Source organism: Methylobacter tundripaludum, from assembly GCF_002934365.1.
GTDB classification, from domain to species: Bacteria; Pseudomonadota; Gammaproteobacteria; order Methylococcales; family Methylomonadaceae; genus Methylobacter_A; species Methylobacter_A tundripaludum_A.
In genome coordinates this window covers 91,864-114,173 of the sequence record NZ_PTIY01000002.1, presented here as the reverse complement: position 1 = coordinate 114,173, position 22,310 = coordinate 91,864, and the positions used below count along the sequence as shown (strand labels likewise).

Sequence of the window (22,310 nt, the reverse complement as noted above, 5' to 3'; positions counted from 1 at the left end):
TTTTAATAACAAACTGACCGGGGAACAGCTCATGAAAATTAATAAGCACGTAACCGATGTGGAACATATTCTTACCGATGCTGATTCTATTGTTTCCAATACCAATCTAAAAGGGGTTATCACTTATGTTAACGATGCTTTTATCCGTATCAGCGGCTATTCCAGAGAAGAACTGATCGGCGCATCGCACAACATCGTGCGTCATCCCGACATGCCGCCCGAAGCCTTTGCCGATTTGTGGCGTTCGATGAAAGCAGGCCGCCCGTGGACCGGCATCGTCAAAAACCGCTGCAAAAACGGCGATTACTATTGGGTGCTGGCTAATGTCACACCGCTTTATGAGGGCGATCAACTGGTCGGCTACATGTCGGTCCGCAGCAAACCCGCGCATGAACACATCAAGACCGCGGACGCGGCTTACCGGTTATTTCGCGAAGGCAAGGCCCGCAACTTGAAAATCCAGGACGGCAAGGTCGTAAGACCCTCTATTTTAAAGCAATTAGAATTCAGCGATTTGACCATCAAGGCCCGTCTGATCGCTATTGTCGGCCTGCTATCACTCTTACTGCTGATTATCGGCGGCATAGGATTACTCGGCATGAGCGAGACCAAAGAAGGTCTGCGTACCGTGTATCAGGACCGCACCCTTCCTATCAGCCGGATTGCCGAAATTCAAAACTTGTTGCAGGGTAATCGACTGGCTATTGTCGCAAGCTTCAATAACCCGACACCTGAAGCGATCCAACAAAACACCGCGGACGTGGAGCAAAACATCGACAAAATCACCCGGCTTTGGGCCGGCTATATGTCCACCCGATTAACCGCTGAAGAAAAAATACTGGCCGACCAATTTGCCGAATACAGAAAACAGTTCGTGGCGGATGGGTTAAAACCGGCGGTTGCGGCATTGCGGGGCAACCGCCTGGCGCAGGCCGACATAGACAGGATCAACGACCTTTATTTACCGGTCGAAGAAAGTATCCGGCAACTGATGCAAATGCAGCTCGATATAGCCGGACAGGAGTTCGGGGCCGCCCAGTCCCGCCATGAAACCTTCCGCACTTTTTCCATCGGCCTGATCGCGGCAGGCATTGCGTTGGTGCTGTGGCTCGGTTTGGTTCTGGTCCGCGTGATCATACATCCGCTTGAGGCCTCCATCGCCCACTTCGGCCAAATTGCACAGGGCAATTACAACAATGTCATAGACATAGAACGCCGGAATGAAATCGGCAAAGTCATGGAAGCCCTCAAAGCGATGCAAACCAAACTGGGTTTTGACGTCGCCGAAAACCAGCGCGTCGCCGATGAAAACCTGCGCATCAAGATTGCGTTGGATAACGTCAGCACCGGCGTCATGATCGCCGACAACGACGGTAAAATTATTTATGCGAACCCATCGGTAAGCGATATGCTCAGCAAGGCCGAGCAAGGTATCCGCAATGATTTTCCGGGTTTTTCAGCCGGCAAACTGGTCGGCAGCAAGATTGACAGTTTTCATAAAAAACCTGCGCACCAGGCGCAATTACTCGGCGCATTAACCGGCACCTACACAACCACTATGGAACTGGGCGGCCGTTCGATGGTAGTGGCAGCCAGCCCAGTCATCAATAAACAGGGGCAACGTCTGGGTTCGGTAGCCGAATGGCAGGACCGCACCGCCGAAATCGCCGTCGAAAAAGAGGTATCAACCATTGTCGCTGCCGCTACTCTGGGCGACTTTACCCATCGTTTCGACTTACGCGGCAAGGAAGGCTTCTTGCGCGAATTGGGCGAAGCCCTCAACCAGCTCCTGTATACCACCGAAACAGGCATCAATGAAACCGTGCGCGTGCTCGAAGCGCTGTCCCGCGGCGACCTGACGCAAACCATCACTCATGACTACCACGGCACGTTCGGACAACTGAAGGACAATTCCAATACCACGGTGGAAAAACTTAAAAATATCATCCATCTGATCAAGGAGGCCGCCGGCTGCATCAACACCGGCGTACAGGAAATTGCTTCGGGCAACAATGACCTGGCGCACCGTACCGAAGAGCAAGCCACCCGTCTGGAACAAACAGCCGCAAGCATGCAAGAACTTACATCCAGCGTGCAGCATAATACCGAGAACGCCAAACAGACCAACCGGCTTGCCACGGGCGCAGCAGAAATAGCCGACCAAGGCGGTGTGGCGGTTGGCCAGGTTGTCTCCACCATGAATGAAATAAAAGAATCTTCGCAAAAGATCGAGCAGATCATTTCCGTGATCGACGACATCGCCTTCCAGACCAATATTCTCGCCTTCAACGCCGCCGTTCAAGCCGCCCATGCCGGCATCCACGGACACGGCTTTGCCGTCGTAGCCAGCGAAGTGCGCCACCTTGCGCAACGCGCCGCCGCATCCGCGGAACAAATCAAAAGCCTGATTGAAGACTCCGTGGAAAAAATCGATGTGGGCAGTAAACTGGCCGCCCAAGCGGGGCTGACCATGAAAGAAATCGTCAGCTCCATCCGTAGCGTCTCCGGCATGATGGCCGAAATAACCGCCGCCTCCGTCGAGCAAAGCGCCGGTATCGAACAGGTCAATCTAGCCATCCTCCAAATGGATAATGTAACTCAACAAAATGCCGCCCTGGTAGAACAAGCAGCCGCCGCTACGGAATCATTGGAAGAACAAGCGCAAAACTTGGCCGTCACCGTAAGCGGCTTTAACGTAGATGAAAGACTGGCCGGCCCGGACACGTTTCCTGTCGTTGAAGATGCCGCTGTAGCACTGCCGGCGCACCAACACCGCCATCGGGAACACAAGGAACGTGTTGTTTGGGATAGCGTAAGAACCGGCGGCAATGCTCTCCATAGTCTGGAAAAGGTCGCGGCAGCCAATATGAAGCCGCAACTGCTGGCCCTCGCCAATGGCGATTGGGAGGAATTTTAATAATGACAACATTCCGGTTACCGCGCCCTGCTCCAACGTCATTAAGTTAAGCCGTTCGTGGTGATCCCCATTCGATAAACTCATGACAGGCTTCGGCTGCACTCAATCCATAAGGCAAGGTCTGCAATGAATACGTTTTATGACATTCAAATAACCGATGACCACCCTATTCTCCGTGGAAAATTTATGCCTAAAAAACTGAAAAAAAAACTGCCTAACACCCGGCAAGACCAATTTGCGTTGATCAAAAAGCAAAGCAACGCCCTGCAAAAACTGCACAAGAACGAAGGCAAACTGCATATTTTCAGTTCTCAACTTACCCGCCTGATCGATGCGATTCCCGATGCCGTTCTGCTCAAAGACAGGGACGGACGCAAATTGGTCACCAATCGGCTGACTAAAAGCCTTTTCAAACTGCACGACATTGACTGGTATAGCAAAACGGATATAACTTCGGCTTTTGCGCACCCGGAAATACATGCCGACCATGAACATGACCACCGGACGTTGAAATCGGAGTTGAACCTTGCGTTGGAAAAGCGCCAATTCCAGCTTTATTACCAAATTCAGGTAGACGGCAATTGCAAAATGATCGGAGCGGAAGCCCTGCTACGTTGGGAACATCCACAATACGGAGTGCTTACTGCGGATCAATTCATCCCGATAGCGGAACAAACAGACTTGATCCTGCCGATCGGGGCATGGGTGCTGAAAACCGCCTGCGAACAACTTAGATTATGGCAGGCCGACCCGCTGAAAAAGAAATTGCAGCTCGCCGTCAACATCAGCCCCGGTCAATTCAACAGCCCCGGTTTCGCCGAACAATTGCGCCGGACGCTGGAAGAGACCGGCGTCAATGCGAAGCGGCTTAAATTGGAACTGACCGAAAGCCTGATGCTCCATGACCTCTCCAACACCATCAAAAAAATGAAGGCGCTGAAACAGCTCGGCGTCCGCTTTTCAATGGATAACTTCGGTACCGGTTATTCCTCATTGAGTCAGCTGAAGAAGCTACCCATCGACCAGTTAAAGATCGACCCGTTCCTGATGCGCGACATCGCCATCGACACTGGCGACGCACTGATCGTAAAAACGGTCATCGCCATGACCAACAAACTGGAGATCGACGTGATTGCCGGCGGCGTGGAAACCGAACCGCAATTTGCCTGTCTAAAACAACTGGGGTGCTCGGCCTATCAAGGCTACTTGTTCGGCAAACCGATACCGCTAGATGAATTTGAAAAACTGATTAACCCGACCGACATAGCTTTCAGGATTAAATAATGCCCACCAACAAATTTGTAATCAGCAACCCCAAGCCGTCAATCACCAAGCTTCCCGCGCAGGGCCGGGAAAAAAACGATTTTATTGATGACTTCAAAGAATACTATGTCCACCTGCTGGGCCGGGACGAAAACTGCCGCTCCCCTTATTATGCCGGCGAAGCCTTATCGCTGGCGATTCGCGACCGCCTGATGGAGCGCTGGAAAACCACGCATCAAACCTATAAAAGCAATGACTGTAGACGGGGTTATTACCTGTCGATGGAATTTCTGATGGGCCGGACTTTGAGCAACGCCATGCTAAATCTGGGCGTAACCGATACCGTAACCCAGGCCATGTACGATCTCGGCATTGCCGTGGAAGAACTAATCGGCAGCGAACAGGATGCAGGGCTCGGCAATGGCGGCCTGGGCCGTCTCGCCGCCTGCTTTATAGACAGCTGCGCCACCTTGCAGCTGCCGGTGATCGGTTACGGCTTGCGTTACGAATACGGCATGTTTACCCAAACTATTATCAACGGCGAACAGGTCGAAAAACCCGATCATTGGTTGCGCCACGGTAACGTCTGGGAAATCGAGCGCCTGGAATATTCGCATTGCATTAAATTCGGCGGCCATACAGAAGTCCAGACCGACGAGAACGGCAAACAACGGCATTGCTGGATGGCGACCAGTAATGTATTGGCCGTGCCTTTCGATACGCCGATACCCGGCTATCGGAATGGAACCGTTAACTCACTGCGGCTGTGGAAGGCGATAGCTACCGAGGAATTCAACCTGGATGAATTCAATGCAGGCGGTTATGCGGAAGCCGTCGCGGCAAAAATCACGGCCGAAAATATCACGATGGTGCTGTACCCCAACGATGCCAACGAAAACGGCAAGGAACTGAGATTGCGGCAGCAATACTTCCTGGCTTCCGCCAGCTTGCAGGATGTCATCGCCCACTGGACAAGCCTGCACGGCGATAATTTCGAGCATTTTGCCGAAAAAAGCTGCTTCCAGCTAAACGACACCCACCCGAGCATTGCGATTGCCGAACTGATGCGCCTGCTGATGGACATGCACGGATTAACCTGGGATCAAGCCTGGACAATCACCAAAAACACCATGGCCTATACCAACCACACCTTGCTGCCCGAAGCGCTGGAAAAATGGCCGGTTAGCCTGATGCAGCGGTTGCTGCCGAGGCTGATGGAGATTATTTTTGAAATCAACGCCCGTTTTCTGGCTGAAGTTTCGATGCACTGGCCTGCGGATACCGATCGATTAAGCCGGATGTCGATCATCGAGGAAGGCGACCGGCAACAGGTAAGAATGGCCCATCTTGCGATAGTCGGCAGTTTTTCCGTGAACGGGGTTGCCCAGCTGCATTCCAAGTTACTGACGCAGGACTTGTTCAGGGACTTTTACGCCTTATGGCCGCATAAATTCAACAATAAAACTAACGGCGTGACGCCGCGGCGCTGGTTAGCGGCCTGCAATCCCGAGTTGGCAAGCCTGATAACGGAAACCATAGGCGACAAATGGGTCACCGATTTATCGCAACTGAAAAAACTGGAACCCCACGCCGACGACGCCAAATTCCGTCAACGCTGGCACGCGATCAAGCAGGCGGGAAAACAACGTTTGATTGACTATAAAAAAACCAAACACGGCGCGGAACTGCATTTGAATGTCGATGCCTTATTCGATGTGCAGGTTAAACGCATTCATGAATACAAGCGTCAGCTGCTCAATGTATTGCATGTCATCCATCTTTATAACTGCATAAAGAAAGGCGACGCCGACCGGGTGCCAAGATGCGTATTAATCGGCGGCAAAGCGGCTCCCGGTTACCGCATGGCGAAAAAAACCATCAAGCTGATCAACAATGTCGCCCAAGTCATTAATTCCGACCCTGATATAGGCGACAAACTGACCTTGCTGTTTTTACCGGATTACCGCGTTTCGGCGATGGAAAAGATCTGTCCCGGCGCCGATTTATCCGAACAAATATCCACCGCCGGCAAGGAAGCTTCAGGCACAGGCAATATGAAACTGATGATGAACGGCGCGCTCACCATCGGCACACTGGACGGCGCAAACATTGAAATCCGCGAAGAAGTAGGCGATGAAAACTTCTTTTTGTTCGGCTTGACCGAAGAGCAAATTGAAGCAAGGCGAGCCCACTACGACCCGCTCGACATGATCGACCAGGACGAAGATTTGCAGCAAGTCATGCATCTACTGGAATCCGGCTATTTCAACCAGTTCGAGCCGGGCATCTTCGACGACCTGATCAACTCGATAAAAAGTCCTCACGATCCCTGGATGACGATTGCCGATTTTAGAAGCTACGTCGATACCCAAAAACGGGTTGAAGACGCCTATCGGGACAAAGATCACTGGATCAAAATGAGCATTTTAAATTGCGCGAACAGCGGCAAGTTTTCTACCGACAGGACGATCGGCGAATACAACCGCGATATTTGGAAATTAACACCGCAACCGGCTGTAACGCATAAATTGGAAAATCCGACTTAGCCTAACAGCCACCGGGCGACGCGGGTTGGCTCCCGTTCATAAAGCACAATGACGTCGTAGGAGCGGGCCGCGCCCGCGACATTTGGGCAGCGACTGTAGAAATCGCGGGCATGACCGGTCCTACAATACTTCACTTAATGGCAGTGACGCAGCGCGCGGGAACGAGGAGGTTTTTGCAACATTATCACAAACACTGAAGTTTGGGAGCCTCGCGTTTTTTAACTTATCTTGAGTTCATCGTACTATCCAGTAACATCTGAAAGGCTTCAGGCGTAATACTCAAGGTTCCTCGAAAAGGATTATCCATCGCAGCGATAAAAAACAGCATCAAGCCGACAAACAGCGAAAGAATACCGGACAAAGCCAGATGAATCGAGACCCTATCAATAGAGAACATCCAGATCAGGGCCAGGTTCAACGCCGCCCCGATCACCACCACATACCAGAGTTCCTCGGGCAATGAGGCCCCCACGCTTTGCTTTCCCGCCACCCGAGCCTCGATGAAAACGTTGAATTGCCGTAGCGCTTCTGCATGCAGAATCTCTTCACCCTTGGTCTTTGGCTCGAAAGCGAACAAGTCTTTCTGAAAGTTCGTAACGCGCATCGAGCCGCCCATCGGAACTATCCCGCGCTGCTGGGCAGGCCAAGCCTCATCGATCACATAATGGACATATCCGCGTAGATGGTTTTGGTAGCTGCTCCGAACCGGTTCAGGATAGCTGGAAACATCCCGGTATAACGCGGCAATACTTGTCACCTCTCTTGCGACTTTACCGTCTACATCACTGAAGTTCTGGTAAGTAGCGACGGCGATCAAGCCGAGCATCAAACCGTAGAAAACGCCGTAAGCCGAAAGAAAATAGCTGACAAACTCGTTTTCTCCCCCCTGTTCAGACCCAAGCCATTTCCGTATCCACGGCCTTAATGTCAGCAGGCCAATCCAGGTATAGCTCAGGCAGACAAGGCACATCAACCCGGCCAGAAGCCCATTCGGAATATCGTATATCCAGTAAAACATTAATCATTATCTCCGGTAATCAATTATATATAGAGTCAGCAGGACTTTTGCCCTTATAACATAAAGTTCACAAATGCCTAGGGAAGTGCTGATTTAATCCTTCGACAAGCTCAGGATGAACGGTAAGTTTCTGATTTCGTTCATGGTGAGCTTGTCGAACCATGAGCGAAATCAATTTGTTCAGCGCTTCCCTAGGGTACACCGCTGACAGCATTTAAAACATCGATTCATCATAACTGAAAGATACGGCCAATGGGATGAACTCCTCCCTCCTATCGGTATCAACGCGCCAGAATTCAAGTAAATTCCACGCGCTACGTCACAGCCATTAAGGAACATGTATAAATTAATTTAAGCAATCAGCATGAAGGACATGAAGACTTAAATCCTTCATGTCCTTCATGCGCTTCATGGTTTAAAAATAAAATTTGCTCAAGTTATTTCATGCACGATCCTAAGTTAAGTGCGTAGGAGCGGGCCATTATGCTTAACTTAAAGCAGCGCGGCGGCGTTTCCGTCTGGTCGTGCGGTATCTGTGCCGGCCTGTATAGTTCGTCCTGGAAGTTTAAATATCTACGGACAAGTACTTAAGCAAAGATTGCGGATCATCACTTCCTCATCAGCGGGAACGATCAACACGGGCTTGTGACCGGCAAGACCGATGTCGGTCATCCCGGAATGGTTGGCTGTCTGGTCCAACGCAAACCCAAGAAAATCCAGGGGAGCGCAGATTTTTTCACGGACTTCGGCCGAATGCTCGCCGATGCCGCCGGTAAAAACCAGCGCATCGATACCGCCCGCCTTGGCCGCAAAACCGCCTATCGCGGCCCTTACCTGACGGCAAAAATAATCGACCGCGAATTGGGCGTTTTCACTGTTACTCGAAAGAAGCTCGTTCATTTCCGAGCTTTCGCCCGCCGACAAAGCCATCAATCCCATCTTGTGGAAGACCACGTCGCTCAATTGTTCGGGATTGTAATGTTTCGCCAGCTCCAGCATCACGCCGGGATCAAGGTCGCCGCTTCGGGTTCCCATCGGAATGCCGCCCGCCGGGGTATAACCCATCGTCGTGTCCACGGATTTCAGGTTTTCCATCAGGCAAAGGCTGGCGCCGCTGCCCAAATGGGCGACGGCAACTTTTTTATAAGCCGCATCGCCGAGCATATCGGGCAAAACTTTGGCGATATAGGCGTAATTGAGCCCATGAAAACCGAAGCGGCGCAAGCCAAGCTCGTTCGGAATCGGCAGGCGTTTGGCCAAATCGGGCATCGTGGCATGAAAAGCCGTATCGAAGCAGACGACTTGCGGCGCGTTGAAACGTTGCAGGCACAAATCCAGCCCGAGCAAATTGCCCGGCAAATGCAGCGGGGCAAGATGGATCAACTGTTCCAGCCGGCAACGCTCGGCCGCATCGACCCGCCTTGCCGAATCGCTAATATCGCCGCCGTGGACAAAACGATGCCCGACCCGCTCCGGCATATCGCCTTCCAGATCGTGCAGCAACTGATCGAATGCTTCCCGTTGATCACGCACATGCTCATAACGGAAATTGCGCCGCGCCCCGTCAGCGGCAAACAGGCTCGCCTTGATCGAAGACGAGCCGCTGTTGATCGTTAGAACCGAACGCTTCAATACGGCCACACCCAGTTATCAACCTCGGGCAAATCGGTGCCGTGTTCGTAAGCGTAGTTGCGGCATTCGATCTGCATATCGCGCATGCTTTCTTTGACATGCGCGCCCGCCACGCGCAAAGACGGAACGCGGTTGATCGCATCGATCACCAGGCTGAAGCGGTCGATCTCGTTTTGGATTGCGAGCTCCAGCGGCGTATTGATGCTGCCTTTTTCCTTGTAGCCGCGCACATGCAGGTTCTTGTGGTTGTTGCGGCGATAGGCCAGGCGATGGATCAGCCAGGGATAGCCGTGGAAGTTGAACAGGATAGGCTTATCCAGCGTAAACAGGCTATCGAAATCCTTGTCCGACAAGCCGTGCGGATGTTCGCTGTCCGGCGTCAGCTTGTAAAGATCGACCACGTTGATGAAGCGAATCTTCAGTTCCGGGAAATTCTCGCGCAGCAACACCACTGCGGCCAGCGCTTCCTTGGTCGGGATGTCGCCCGCGCTCGCGATAACCAGATCCGGTTCGACGCCTTGATCGTTACTCGCCCAGCCCCAGATGCCGATGCCTTTGGTGCAGTGCTTGATCGCCGCATCCATGTCCAGAAATTGCAAATGCTTTTGCTTGTCGCAAACGATCACGTTGATGTAATTGGTGCTCTTCAAGCAATGATCGGCAACCGACAGCAGACAGTTAACGTCGGGCGGCAGGTAGATCCGCGTCACCTCCGGGCTTTTGTTGACCACCACGTCGAGAAAGCCCGGATCCTGATGGGTAAAGCCGTTGTGATCCTGGCGCCAGACGGTCGAGGTGATTAAGAGGTTCAGCGATGACACCGGCGCGCGCCATGCGACTTCCTTGGACATCGCCAGCCATTTGGCATGCTGGTTGAACATCGAATCGATCACATGCACGAAGGCTTCGTAGGTGGAGAAGAAACCGTGGCGGCCGGTCAGCAGATAGCCTTCCAGCCAGCCTTCCAAGGTATGCTCGGACAGCATCTCCATGACCCGACCGTCCGGCGACAGTTCGCCGCCGCCCGCATCTTCCGGCAGATAGTCGGCCAGCCAGGTTTTCTTACTGGCCTCGTACACGTCGTCCAGCTTGTTCGAGCTGTTTTCGTCGGGGCCGAACACGCGGAAATTGTTCATATTCAAGCGCATGATGTCGCGCAGGAACTTGCCTAGAGGACGCGTGTTTTCGGCGCTGGTGGTTCCAGGCTTGGTCACGACGGCGGCATAGTCGCGGCAATCCGGCATGTGCAGGGCTTTGCGCAGCAGGCCGCCGTTGGCGTGGGGGTTGGCGCTCATGCGCCGAGCGCCCTTGGGTGCAAGGGCTTTGAATTCGGGCAGCAAGCGCCCGTCCCGGTCAAACAGTTGTTCCGGCTTGTAACTGCGCAGCCAGTCTTCCAGCTGTTTGAAATGCTCCGGCGTGTCGCGCACGTTGCCCAGCGGCACTTGGTGAGCGCGCCAGAAGCCTTCCACTTTCTTGCCATCGACTTCTTTCGGCCCGGTCCAGCCTTTGGGCGAGCGCAACACGATCATCGGCCAGCGCGGGCGGACCGGCTGGCAGCTAGCGCGCGCTTCCTGTTGGATACGGCGGATTTCCAGCACGCACTGCTCCATAGCGGCCGCCATAGCCTGGTGCATCGCGTCCGGGTCGCTACCCTCGACGAAATAAGGCGTCCAGCCGTAGCCCTTGAACAGGTTTTCCAATTCTTCGTGCGGGATGCGCGACAGGATGGTCGGGTTGTTGATCTTGTAGCCGTTCAGATGCAGGATCGGCAGCACCGCGCCGTCGCGGATCGGGTTCAGGAATTTATTGGAATGCCAGGAGGTCGCCAGCGGTGCGGTTTCGGATTCGCCATCGCCGACCACCACCGCAACAATCAAATCCGGGTTGTCGTAAGCCGCGCCGAACGCATGCGAGACGCTGTAGCCGAGTTCGCCGCCTTCATGAATCGAGCCCGGCGTTTCCGGCGTGCAATGGCTGCCGATGCCGCCCGGAAAGGAGAATTCCTTGAAAAATTGGCGCATGCCGTGTTCGTCTTCGCTCTTGTTCGGATAGGTTTCGCTGTACGCGCCCTCCAGATAAACCGGACCGAGCACGCCCGGCGCGCCGTGTCCCGGACCGGCCATAAAAATAGCATTCAGGTCGTACTTATTAATCAGCCGGTTGAGGTGGATATAGGTAAAAGAAAGGCCGGGACTTGATCCCCAATGCCCCAGCAAGCGACTCTTCACATGCTCAAGCTTGAGCGGTTCGCGCAGCAACGGATTGTCGCGCAGATAAATCATGCCCGCGGCAAGATAGTTACATGCGCGCCAATAGGCGTCAATCTTGCTGATTTCTTCTTGGGATAGCTTCGTCTGTTGGGTGGTCATGGTTTATAGATCCGGGTTTGGTTTCATAGGGGACAATTGACTTTCGATATTAGACATTCTCATTATGACGCCTATATGACAGGCTGGCTAACACTACAAGGTAATCGCTCTTAAGTGCCCCAGTACCGCATGCTTATTCCGGTTCTTACCCTCCCACCTCAATTAAACTCAAACCACATCATACGAAGTCTCTTTTTTCCTGTCTTTTCTGGACATTATCCAGCGTTAAGGACCGTGCATAAATTAATTTAGGCAATTACCATGAAGAGCATGAAGGACATGAAGACTTAAACCTTTCATGCCGCTTCATGTCCTTCATGGTTAAAAAATGAAAAATAAAACTTGCTCAAGTTATTTCATGCACGTTCCTAATCGGCATCGATAACAGCTTGGGCATGCACTATCCAATTAAGTGATTACGCGCTGACTTTTAAGTAATTTACCAAAATGGAACAACAAATGTTGACTCGACAAATGATAATCATTATTATTTGCAACCATGAACAAACAACTTCCCCCCTCTACAGAACCTTTAGACTTAACGCTGTCGACAAAACAGGACACAACGCCTGTTTTACGACCACCAGGGAAGGTGGAAGTGCCGGCAGTGACGGGATCACAGCTGGTGCGGCAGAGGTTAAACAGCGCGGAGCTATTTAGCTCGGGCCGCGAAGTTGTGATCGAGCACGCCGGTGAAGAATACCGATTACGTTTAACGCGCCAGGACAAATTAATCCTGACCAAATAATTTGTAAAAAGCAGCCAGCCATCAACCAACACTTCCGCTGTTGGTAGCCAGCCAATGTCAAAGAAACGCTGCATACCGCGGCTTCGGCAGACTTTATCCTGCCCAACATTTGGATGGTGAAATCAATGAACTCAATAAATTCAAATAAACGACACAAGAAAGTAAGCCTTGCCGGTAACGCCGATTGTCGCGTGGTATTTTGTCCTGATTGCGGCACCCTAGAGATAAATCTGGGCGAAACTAAGATACGCACCAATTGCGAATCGCTGCACATACTCAGCTCAGTCTTAAACCACGCCAAGGTGCGGATCGCCCAGATGCAAGATGCGGCGCCGGCGCATCGCAATACTCAGCCGGCAATAGGCCGCGTTCACTAAAAATCATCCTGAAAACCCCTGCCCCTGAGTCACACGCTATCGGCCAGGAACATATATAAAGCATCGGTTTCATCGCCGATCCAGATAAATCTACTACATAACACAAATCAGCCACCCAGCTTTCTTGCCAGGCAGCCACCACTATAAATATTAAGGGGAAAGGCATGTCGAAAAGAAATACGGCTTTAAAGAAAGCAAGCTGGCGGCTGGCCGCATTATTGCCGCTGGGAGCCGCGCTGAACGGAATGGCGATGGCCGCCGAGCGCCCAACCAAAGCGCAGGCTACTGAAAAAAAAGAGATCACTCTGCCGGCCGTTAAGGTTAAAGCGGCGCGCGATAATACCTCCGGCAATTACAAAGTCGGCAGCTCGACGGCCGGCACCAAAACCGACACTCCGCTGATAGAAACGCCCCAATCGATCTCGGTGATTACCAGCGATCAAATGGAAGCGCAAAATGTCAGCACTATGGCCGAAGCCTTGCGCTACACGCCCGGCGTGCAAAGCGAGACCTTCGGTTTTGAACCGCGCACCACCTTCATCAAAATTCGCGGCTTCGATGCGACGGAAACCGGGCTTTACCGCGACGGCCTCAAACTCAGCAATCCCGGCTTCGCCGTAGGTTACAGCCTGGAACCTTATGGCGCGGAACGCATTGAAGTGCCGCGCGGACCCGCGTCGGTACTTTACGGACAAGCCAGCCCCGGCGGCTTGGTTAACTACGTGTCCAAGCGGCCGACATTCGACCCGTTCCGGGAAATCAAGTTTGAAGCGGGAACTTACGACCGCTTCCAAGGCGAACTCGATGTCGGCGGCGCGCTTGATGAACGGAAAACGCTGGCCTATCGCGTCACCGGCCTGGTGCGCGACAGCGAAACCCAGGTCGATTTCATCAAAGACAACCGTATTTATGTCGCTCCGGCGCTGACCTGGAAACCCAGCGACGATACGACGCTGACTTTTTTAAGCCATTACCAAAAGGATGACACCAAACCCTCGCAACGTTTACCGGCCGAAGGCACGTTGCGCACCAATGCCAACGGCAAAATTCCGACCAATCGTTTCACCGGCGAGCCGAATGTCGATCAATACAGCCGGGAAGAGTTTGCCGTCGGTTACGCCTTGGAGCATCGCGTCAACGATGCGCTGACGTTGCGCCAGAACACCCGTTACTACAACAACGAAGTCGATGACCGCTCCATTTATACGACCGCATTGCTGGCCGACCAACGCACGATCAGCCGCGCATTGTATGAGAGCTTCGGCAAAGTCCACGGCTTCAACCTCGACAACCAGGCCCAGTTTAAATTCTCGACAGCGGTACTGGATCATACCTTGCTGTCGGGCCTCGATTTTCAACATGTCGGCTCCAATTCGCTGCAAACTTACGGCGCCGCGCCGAACCTCGACATTTTCAATCCGGTCTACGGCTCGGCGGTTGCGTCCGCTCCGGTCTTTAAAAACGAGGATGCGACCCAGAACCAGATCGGGCTTTATCTTCAAGACCAGATCAAATTCGGCGAGCACTGGCGAGCGACATTGGGCGGGCGCTATGACCGCGCCGACAGCGTGATCAAAAACAAGCTCACCGGTTTAAGCACAACGCAGGACGACAATGCACTGACCGGCCGCGCCGGCCTGGTGTACGTGGCCGACAACGGCCTGGCCCCGTACTTCAGTTATGCGCAATCCTTTCTTCCCGCGCTGGGCACCGATGCGGCCGGCAAAGCCCTTAAACCCGAAACGGGGGAACAATATGAGTTCGGCGTCAAATTCCAGCCGAAAAACCAAAACAGCTTCGTCACGCTGGCTTATTTCGACCTTACGCGTACAGACTTCCTGACCCCCGACCCGATCACTTATGCGAATGTGCAACGGGGCGAAGCCAATTCCCGCGGCGTCGAACTGGAAGGCGTCGCCAGTTTGGATAACGGCTTAAACCTGACCGGCAACTATACCTACCTGAATGCGGAAGTGACCAAGAGCTCCTTTACCGCCGAAATCGGAGAGCCGCTTGAATACACCCCCGAGCACAAGGCTTCTGTATGGGCCGATTACACCGTACCGGCCGGTATCGCCAAAGGTTGGGGCGTGGGCGGCGGCGCACGCTATATCGGCACATCGTTCGGCAACAGCTATGCCGCCAAAAACACGATCGAAGTGCCCAGCGTGGTCTTGTTCGATGCATCGACTCATTACAAATGGAAGCAGTTTCAGTTCTCCATCAATCTGCAAAATGCGCTTGATAAAGAATACGTCGCCACGGCCTTTACCAGCGGCGGCGAGTTCGCAACATTCGGACCGAGACGCGTCGTAACGGGTTCCGTCAAATACAGTTTTTAATCCAGGCCGCTACAGCGTTAAAGCCCGCTTTACCGCTGTAGCGGCAAACATTCACTCGACCCAGGAGAAGCACATGAGTAGCGACACTTTCATACTGAAAGCAGTAAAAACTCCCGCAGAAAAAAACAGGGAGAGCTCACAGAATCCTGACTTCATCTTCACCGATAAAAGTCTGCATCACTACGAAGAAAGCCTGCTAAAAGGCATTGAACTGATGCAAAAAAGCATGTCGGCCGCTGACAAACCGTTCAGCGGCGTCCTGCCGCACGAGCTTGCGGCCCAATTTCACTCGATCGATTTAAATCGATCGTGCAACGATCTTAACGACGCCTTGGCGGAAATTGAGCAACTCTATCTCAATCATGCGATTTATTTTCATCATCCTCACTATGTCGCCCATCTGAACTGCCCGGTTGCGGTGCCCGCCATTTTGGCCGAACTGCTGTTGACCTCGATTAATTCCTCGGTGGACACCTGGGATCAAAGCGCGGGCGGTACGCTGATCGAACAAAAACTGATCGACTGGACCGCGGAAAGAATCGGCCTGGGCGCGGAGGCGGACGGCATTTTCACCAGCGGCGGCACCCAATCCAACCTGATGGCGATGCTGCTCGCGCGCGACAGTTTCTGCGCAAAAAAATGGCGACATAACAATAAAGCGCAGGGCTTGCCGGTAGATTTCCGCAAATTGCGCATTTTCAGCTCGCAGATGAGCCATTTCAGCGTGCAAAAAGCGGCGGCGATACTGGGCTTGGGCTATGACTCGGTGATTTCCGTTCCTTGCGACCGCTATTTCAAAATGAACGCCCAGGCGCTGGAACAGGCCATCGAGCAGTGTCTGGCCGACGGCTTAATCCCGATGGCGGTTGTCGCCACCGCCGGCACGACCGATTTCGGCAGCATCGATCCCTTGCCTGAAATCGCCGAACTCTGCCGCATTCATCAATTGTGGATGCACGTCGACGCCGCTTATGGTTGCGGTTTGCTGGTATCGCCCAAGTTTCGCCATTTGCTGGCGGGCATCGAGTCCGCCGATTCGGTCACCGTCGATTACCACAAATCTTTCTTGCAACCGGTCAGTTGCAGCGCGTTCCTGGTCAGGGACAAACACTATTTAGCCGTAGTCACCCACCATGCCGAATACCTGAACCCGCTCAGCCAAGCCAATGAAGGCACGCCCAATCTGGTCAATAAAAGCATCCAGACCACCAAGCGCTTTGACGCGCTGAAACTCTGGCTGACCCTCAGAACGATGGGCGCCGACCAACTTGGCGCGGCGTTCGACCGCAATATTCATTTGGCGAAACAGACTTATTTGCTGCTGCTGTCGGAACAAAGCATCGAAGTGATCCATCAGCCGCAGCTGAGCACGCTGGTGTTCCGTTATCGCCCGTCCCGGCGACATTCGGAACACGACATCGACCGCGTTAACGCCTATATCCGCAAAGCCCTGTTCAGGTCCGGCGAAGCGGTCATAGCAAGCACCAAAGTACATGGCAAACAATATCTTAAATTCACTTTACTGAACCCGTTGACGACTATCCAGGACATGCAGGCCGTGCTTAAACTGATCACCCATCATGGGCAAAACTACTTCAATTCACCCGACAAAACCGTAACCCAAGCGGCCCACCCGGCCGCCAACCAGGCATTCATCAAGGAGGCCTGCGATGCGTGAGATCACTTATGATGTAATCGGCATCGGCGTAGGTCCGTTTAATTTAAGCTTGGCTTGCCTAATGCAACCGATAGAAGGCTTGAACAGCCTTTTTCTGGACAAAAGCGAGGGCTTTAACTGGCACCCGGGCATTTTGCTGCAAGACGCGCATTTGCAGACCCCTTTCCTGTCCGACCTGGTGACCTTGGCCGACCCGACCAGCCCGTTCAGCTTTTTAAACTACATCAAGCAGCAAGGCCGGATTTATTCGTTTTACATCAGGGAAAACTTCTTCCTGATGCGCAGCGAATACAACCAATACTGCCAATGGGCGGCGAGCAAGCTGGACAATGTCGCATTCAACACCCACGTCGGGCAAATCGAGTACGACGAGAGCCTGGGCTGTTATGTGATCCAGTCACAGTGCATGAAAACCGGGAAAGCCAAAACTTACCGTGCGAAAAAGTTGGTGCTGGGCACCGGAACCCTGCCCTACACGCCCGCGTGCTGCCTGGAAACGGCCGACAAATCGGTGCATTCATCGCAGTATTTGCGGCACAAGAAGACGCTGCAACGCAAAAAGTCGATTACGGTATTGGGCAGCGGGCAAAGCGCCGCGGAGATTGTTTACGACCTGCTTCAGGACATCGACAGTTACGGCTATGAACTGAGCTGGATAACCAGATCGCCCCGATTCTTTCCGCTGGAGTACAGCAAGCTGACGCTGGAAATGACCTCGCCGGAATATGTGGACTATTTCCACCAACTGCCCGCGCACAAACGGGAGCGTTTAATCGACGGCCAGAAAAACCTGTACAAGGGCATTAACGGCTCCTTGATTAACGACATTTACGACCTGATGTACGTTAAGCGCTTAAGCCATGATTTTCGGGTTAATTTGTTGACGAACTCGGAATTAAAAGCCGCCGAATTCAATGCCGGTGACGGGCGTTTTGAGCTGGAATTCTTTCAAGGCGAGCAGGAGGCGGGCTACAGCCACCGCACTGAAGGGCTGGTGCTGGCGACCGGCTACAGTTACCAGTTGCCGGCGTTTATCGACGGCATCGCGTCGCGCATTCAGCGGGATCCGCAAGCCCGGTTCGCGGTCAACAGGAACTACAGCATCGACCCTAATGGCGGCGAGATATTCGTGCAGAACGTGGGACTGCATACGCACGGCTTCGTCACGCCGGACTTGGGCATGGTCTGCTACCGCAATGCCTGCATTATCAAAGCCGTCACCGGCCAGGAGCACTACCCGATAGAGCAAAGCATCGCCTTTCAGCGGTTCTCGGCGCCGGAAGAAAAAGTCAGCGCCGTTGAGCCATCCGGTGTTTTAGTATGAATCCGCAGCTGAAATTTTTTCTCGTTGCGATGGTCGCGGTTTCGGTAATCAGCGACTCGATGCTGATTCCGTTCTATCCGCAATTCTTTGCCGCCGCCTTTTCGATAACGGCCCCGCAACACATCGGCCTGTACCTGAGCGCAAGCTGCTTTGTCGTCATGCTGGCGTTTCCGTTATGGGCCGCCGCGGCCAAACATATGCCGGTGCTCAGGCTGTTGATTTATACGCAATTTGCCGCGGGCGTGTTGAGCATATTGTGTTATGAATCCGGCTCGCTGCCGGAGTTCTGGTTCGTGTCGCTGTTGATGATGGTGTTTAAAGCCAGTTATCTGCTGATTTACCCTTTTGTGATGAGCCTTGAGCACAAAGACAAGCACGGCGGCACGATCGGGTTGCTGTCGGTCATCGTACACCTGGGCGCCATAGCCGGCGCAGGCATCGGCGGTTTTGCGCTGGATCTGTTCGAACCGCGACTGATCTTTCTGTTGATGTCGGTAGGCGATTTTTTACAGATGCTGGTGTGCGCGTTCCTGCTCGGCAAAGATAAAACCGATGCGGAAGCATCGCCGGAGGCTCCGCAATATCCGGCGGAACAGGCGGCAGAGGTTTTAACCGGGAGCCTGGTTTATAAACTGGGCTTGGTCATGCTGCTCTTCTATTTCAGCGTTTACCTGATACGGCCTTTCTTCTCGCGCTATTGGGAAGCCATCTCCGCATGGAACGGCGGGATTGTCACCGGCTTGGTTTTCGCCATACCGGGGGCTATCGCATTGCTGGCGCTGTGCATCAATAAAAACATGGGCAGCAGCAAGCACGGGATTGTTTCGGCGGCTTTACTGGGCATGTTCGGGCTGTTGCTGCAAGCCTCCGGGCAACAGGCGATTGTGCTGCTGGGCCGATGCCTGTTCGGCTGGGCGCTGTTCCAGGCCACCGTCCGTCTGGACTTGCTGTTATTCGAAGTCAGCACGCCCGCATCTTATGCCGCCGACTTCAGCAAGATCTATTTTTTTCAAAGCCTGGGCGCGCTGATTGCCTCATATACCGCAGGTTCGTTAGTCGCCGCCCAAGGCCTGCAAATGCCCTTTATCGCGGGCGCCTTGGGACTGGTGCTGACGGCTTTTTTGTACGCGCTGCTGTTCAAGGCGGCGCCAAAGCCTATGAATGCGGTTATGGAAACGTCGTAAGGGGTGCTGACGCAGCACAATGTTTATAACTTGTTTTTATTACCATGAAGGACATAAAGATAATGAAGGGAAGTAGTTGTAGGCCGGAATAAGACCACCCAAGCCTGTCCTGAGCTTGACGAAGGGCGCAGCGCGTGGTGGCGTTTCCGGCGAATCCGGGCGGTGTGCCGGAAACGCTTGTTCTCGCTGACGCTCGAAAAGCCTTATTCCGGCCTACAGGGCTGGAATTCAGGGCCGAATGTTTTATGAGTCGTCTCAATATCACGCATGAAGTCAATGCAGTAGTCTCTTCAAGTCCTTCATGGTCTTCATGGTAAATATAAATAACATTTTTTGGAATCAGCACCCGTCGTAAGCACTCGCAGCGCCTTGTTTTAATAAACCTGAAACCACAGTTGGAGGCTGTGAAAGCCGTTCGTGCTGAGCCCGTCGAAGCATCGACAGCTAACAACCTCTGCAACTCCCACACTGACAATGAGCAACAAAACATGAATTACGAATCTTTCATCTTCAAAAAATACATACCCGCGATAGGCACGTTCCGTTTACGCCCCTTGCAAATCCCGCAAGATATTGCGTTGATCCATGATTGGGTCAACAGGGACTATGCAAGCTATTGGGGACTGCAAGGCTACTCAGTCGAACAGGTCGAAGCGGAATACCGGAAAATCGCCGAGCAGTCGCTGGTTTATTTGGGCTTTTGCAACGACCAACCCGCTTTTCTACTGGAATGTTACGACCCCGAACACCATGCGCTTAGCGAACATTATGCCTGGCAAGCCGGCGACCGGGGCATGCATATCCTGGTCGCGCCTGCCGAGCGCCCGATAGCCAATTTCACCGGCTCGGTTTTTACCGTCATCATGGACTTTATATTCAGCGATCCGGCGGCGCAGCGAATAGTCGTCGAGCCGGACATCAATAATGAAAAAATCCATGCCTTGAATAAACGGGTGGGATTTGAATATCAAAAAGTCATAACGCTGCCCAATAAAACCGCCCATCTGGCATTTTGCAGCCGGGAACAATACCGCGCTGCGCGGGGCAAAAACCCGGTCTCCGTATCGCCCAATCACGTCGTCGCTCATTTGCGGGAAGACGTCTGGGCGCATGTGAATACCCTGCATCTTTGCAAAGCGATCAGCGAGTTTGCGCACGAATTGCTGATAACGCCCGAACTCCAGTTCTCGGAAGGCGACTGGGGACATTACCGGCTCAAGACCGACAAGCCGGGCGTCGAATACAGCTTCCGCGCGCAAGTGTTGAGCCTGGAACACTGGTATATCGACAAGGCTTCCGTTGAAAAATTCGTTGACGGCGACAAGGCCGCGTCGGATTCCTTGAGCTTTATCCTGGAAGTCAGCGAAGGCCTGGGCATTGATCCTTCGATACTGCCGACTTATATGGAAGAAATCACCAGTACGCTGTACGGCAGCGCTTATAAGCACACCAAGAAGGGTGTCGATGTGGCGCAACTCCTCGACGCCGATTTTCAGACCGTCGAAACCGCGATGATGGAAGGCCATCCCGCCTTTCTGGCCAATAACGGCCGCATCGGTTTCGATGCGGCCGACTATCAGGCTTATTCGCCGGAAGCCGCGGCGCCGGTTAAGCTAATCTGGCTGGCGGCGCATAAAAGCAAAACGGTTTTCGCCTGTGCGGACGATTTGTCTTATACGGAATTGCTGGAGCAGGAGCTGGGAAATTCGACTCTTGACCAATTTACCCGAACATTGGCGCGGCAGGGGCTGGATACCGATGATTATTGGTTTATGCCGGTGCATCCGTGGCAATGGTATAACAAACTGGCCGTCATCTTTGCCGCCGACATCGCCGCACGGCATTTGGTCTGCTTGGGGTTCGTCGAGGATGTCTATCTTGCCCAGCAATCGATCCGCACCTTCTTCAATACCAGCCATCCGCACAAACGCTATGTCAAAACGGCCTTGTCGATCCTGAATATGGGGTTCATGCGCGGACTGTCGCCCTACTACATGAGTACCACGCCCGCCATTAACGACTGCATCAACGGGCTGATTGAACACGACCCTTATCTGGCGGAAAAAGGTTTCAGCATACTGCGTGAAGTCGCCGCTGTCGGTTATCGCAACCATTATTACGAAACGGCCACGGCTAAGGACAGCCCCTATAAAAAAATGCTGTCCGCGCTGTGGCGCGAAAGCCCGGTGCCGCAGTTAAAGCCGGGACAGCGATTGATGACGATGGCCGCCCTGCTGCATACCGACGCCCAGGGAACCGCCTTGTTGCCCGAGTTGATCAAATCGTCCGGCGTCGATACCGCAAGCTGGCTGCGGCGTTATTTGAACTGCTATTTGAGCCCCCTGCTGCATTGTTTCTACGCCTACGATCTGGTGTTTATGCCGCACGGCGAAAACCTGATCCTGGTCCTGGAAAACAATGTCCCGGTCAGGGCCATCATGAAAGACATTGCCGAAGAGGCCGCGATCATGAACAAGGAAATCGTGCTGTCCGAAAAAGTGCAGCGCCTGTCGGTATTCGTGCCGGAAGAGCTGAAAATATTGTCTATCTTTACGGACTTTTTTGACCTGATTTTCCGTTATATGTCCCACATTCTGGTTGAGCACGGCGGTTATTCCGAACAGCGGTTTTGGCAACTGGTCGCCGAGTGCGTACTGGACTATCAACGCACGCATCCCGAACTGGCCGATAAATTCGAGCGGTACGACCTGTTCGCGCCCGAATTTATCCGCTCCTGCCTGAACCGGCTGCAATTGGGCAATAATCAGCAAATGATCGATCTCGCCGACCCGGCCAAAAACCTGAAATTTGTCGGCACGTTGAAAAATCCGATAGCCGTCTTTAAAACCAAGGCCGTCGCGCCTGACATAGCGGAGGCGTGCGTATGAGCGGCGGGATTTTATATCGCGCGC

At 53.2% G+C, this 22,310-nt stretch carries 13 protein-coding genes; 9 read left to right on the top strand and 4 right to left on the bottom strand.

Annotated features, from left to right (window positions below; all coding sequences use genetic code 11):
* The first annotated feature begins 31 nt into the window (after positions 1-31).
* The 3 genes from B0F88_RS02615 (at position 32) to B0F88_RS02605 (ending at position 6,726) form a co-directional block, all read left to right on the top strand.
* Positions 32-2,917 (top strand): methyl-accepting chemotaxis protein, encoded by a 2,886-nt coding sequence (locus tag B0F88_RS02615; RefSeq protein WP_104422397.1) that lies wholly within the window; start codon positions 32-34, stop codon positions 2,915-2,917.
* A 126-nt stretch (positions 2,918-3,043) separates the two neighbouring features.
* On the top strand, positions 3,044-4,201 hold the full coding sequence (locus B0F88_RS02610) for a putative bifunctional diguanylate cyclase/phosphodiesterase (RefSeq protein ID WP_104422396.1): 1,158 nt from the start codon (positions 3,044-3,046) through the stop codon (positions 4,199-4,201).
* Entirely contained in the window at positions 4,201-6,726 is a 2,526-nt protein-coding gene (locus B0F88_RS02605) for a glycogen/starch/alpha-glucan phosphorylase (RefSeq protein ID WP_104422395.1), read from the top strand. The genes B0F88_RS02610 and B0F88_RS02605 overlap by 1 nt, the downstream gene beginning before the upstream one ends.
* Before the next feature lie 223 nt (positions 6,727-6,949).
* Here B0F88_RS02605 and B0F88_RS02600 read toward each other — a convergent pair whose 3' ends face one another.
* The 4 genes from B0F88_RS02600 to B0F88_RS19985 all read right to left on the bottom strand — a co-directional run bounded on the left by B0F88_RS02600 (position 6,950) and on the right by B0F88_RS19985 (position 12,567).
* The gene (locus B0F88_RS02600) at positions 6,950-7,744 is read right to left on the bottom strand and encodes a bestrophin-like domain (RefSeq protein ID WP_104422394.1); all 795 of its coding nucleotides are present in this window, start codon (positions 7,742-7,744) and stop codon (positions 6,950-6,952) included.
* Between the two features lie 573 nt (positions 7,745-8,317).
* Entirely contained in the window at positions 8,318-9,385 is a 1,068-nt protein-coding gene (locus B0F88_RS02595; RefSeq protein WP_104422393.1) for an acetate/propionate family kinase, read from the bottom strand.
* A complete protein-coding gene (locus B0F88_RS02590; RefSeq protein ID WP_104422392.1) occupies positions 9,373-11,745 on the bottom strand; it encodes a phosphoketolase family protein in 2,373 nt (790 codons plus the stop codon). Before B0F88_RS02590 ends, B0F88_RS02595 begins: the two co-directional genes overlap by 13 nt.
* Before the next feature lie 408 nt (positions 11,746-12,153).
* Positions 12,154-12,567, bottom strand: coding sequence for a hypothetical protein (locus tag B0F88_RS19985; RefSeq protein WP_445641275.1), 414 nt, complete (start codon positions 12,565-12,567; stop codon positions 12,154-12,156).
* Positions 12,568-12,618: 51 nt separating this feature from the next.
* Here B0F88_RS19985 and B0F88_RS19155 point away from each other — a divergent pair, with 51 nt between their 5' ends.
* The 6 genes from B0F88_RS19155 (at position 12,619) to B0F88_RS02560 (ending at position 22,286) form a co-directional block, all read left to right on the top strand.
* Positions 12,619-12,870, top strand: coding sequence for a hypothetical protein (locus tag B0F88_RS19155; protein ID WP_146083301.1), 252 nt, complete (start codon positions 12,619-12,621; stop codon positions 12,868-12,870).
* A gap of 164 nt (positions 12,871-13,034) precedes the next feature.
* A complete protein-coding gene (locus B0F88_RS02580; protein ID WP_104422390.1) occupies positions 13,035-15,212 on the top strand; it encodes a TonB-dependent siderophore receptor in 2,178 nt (725 codons plus the stop codon).
* A gap of 73 nt (positions 15,213-15,285) precedes the next feature.
* Complete coding sequence (locus B0F88_RS02575) at positions 15,286-16,890, top strand: pyridoxal phosphate-dependent decarboxylase family protein (protein ID WP_104422389.1); 1,605 nt, start codon at positions 15,286-15,288, stop codon at positions 16,888-16,890.
* Positions 16,883-18,214, top strand: a complete 1,332-nt coding sequence (locus B0F88_RS02570) for a lysine N(6)-hydroxylase/L-ornithine N(5)-oxygenase family protein (RefSeq protein WP_104422388.1) — start codon at positions 16,883-16,885, stop codon at positions 18,212-18,214. The genes B0F88_RS02575 and B0F88_RS02570 overlap by 8 nt, the downstream gene beginning before the upstream one ends.
* Positions 18,211-19,398 (top strand): MFS transporter, encoded by a 1,188-nt coding sequence (locus tag B0F88_RS02565; protein WP_104422387.1) that lies wholly within the window; start codon positions 18,211-18,213, stop codon positions 19,396-19,398. The genes B0F88_RS02570 and B0F88_RS02565 overlap by 4 nt, the downstream gene beginning before the upstream one ends.
* A 488-nt stretch (positions 19,399-19,886) precedes the next feature.
* On the top strand, positions 19,887-22,286 hold the full coding sequence (locus B0F88_RS02560) for a GNAT family N-acetyltransferase (RefSeq protein WP_104422386.1): 2,400 nt from the start codon (positions 19,887-19,889) through the stop codon (positions 22,284-22,286).
* Positions 22,287-22,310: the final 24 nt, after the last annotated feature.

Excerpts from the sequence above, each read along its gene's own strand:
- B0F88_RS19985 (WP_445641275.1), bottom strand. The coding sequence starts at position 12,567 with ATGCAGCGTTTCTTTGACATTGGCTGGCTACCAACAGCGGAAGTGTTG.
- B0F88_RS02580 (WP_104422390.1), top strand. The coding sequence starts at position 13,035 with ATGTCGAAAAGAAATACGGCTTTAAAGAAAGCAAGCTGGCGGCTGGCC.
- B0F88_RS02610 (WP_104422396.1), top strand. The coding sequence starts at position 3,044 with ATGAATACGTTTTATGACATTCAAATAACCGATGACCACCCTATTCTC.
- B0F88_RS02560 (WP_104422386.1), top strand. The coding sequence starts at position 19,887 with ATGAATTACGAATCTTTCATCTTCAAAAAATACATACCCGCGATAGGC.
- B0F88_RS02605 (WP_104422395.1), top strand. The coding sequence starts at position 4,201 with ATGCCCACCAACAAATTTGTAATCAGCAACCCCAAGCCGTCAATCACC.
- B0F88_RS02600 (WP_104422394.1), bottom strand. The coding sequence starts at position 7,744 with ATGTTTTACTGGATATACGATATTCCGAATGGGCTTCTGGCCGGGTTG.
- B0F88_RS02615 (WP_104422397.1), top strand. The coding sequence starts at position 32 with ATGAAAATTAATAAGCACGTAACCGATGTGGAACATATTCTTACCGAT.
- B0F88_RS02565 (WP_104422387.1), top strand. The coding sequence starts at position 18,211 with ATGAATCCGCAGCTGAAATTTTTTCTCGTTGCGATGGTCGCGGTTTCG.
- B0F88_RS02575 (WP_104422389.1), top strand. The coding sequence starts at position 15,286 with ATGAGTAGCGACACTTTCATACTGAAAGCAGTAAAAACTCCCGCAGAA.
- B0F88_RS02570 (WP_104422388.1), top strand. The coding sequence starts at position 16,883 with ATGCGTGAGATCACTTATGATGTAATCGGCATCGGCGTAGGTCCGTTT.
- B0F88_RS19155 (WP_146083301.1), top strand. The coding sequence starts at position 12,619 with ATGAACTCAATAAATTCAAATAAACGACACAAGAAAGTAAGCCTTGCC.
- B0F88_RS02590 (WP_104422392.1), bottom strand. The coding sequence starts at position 11,745 with ATGACCACCCAACAGACGAAGCTATCCCAAGAAGAAATCAGCAAGATT.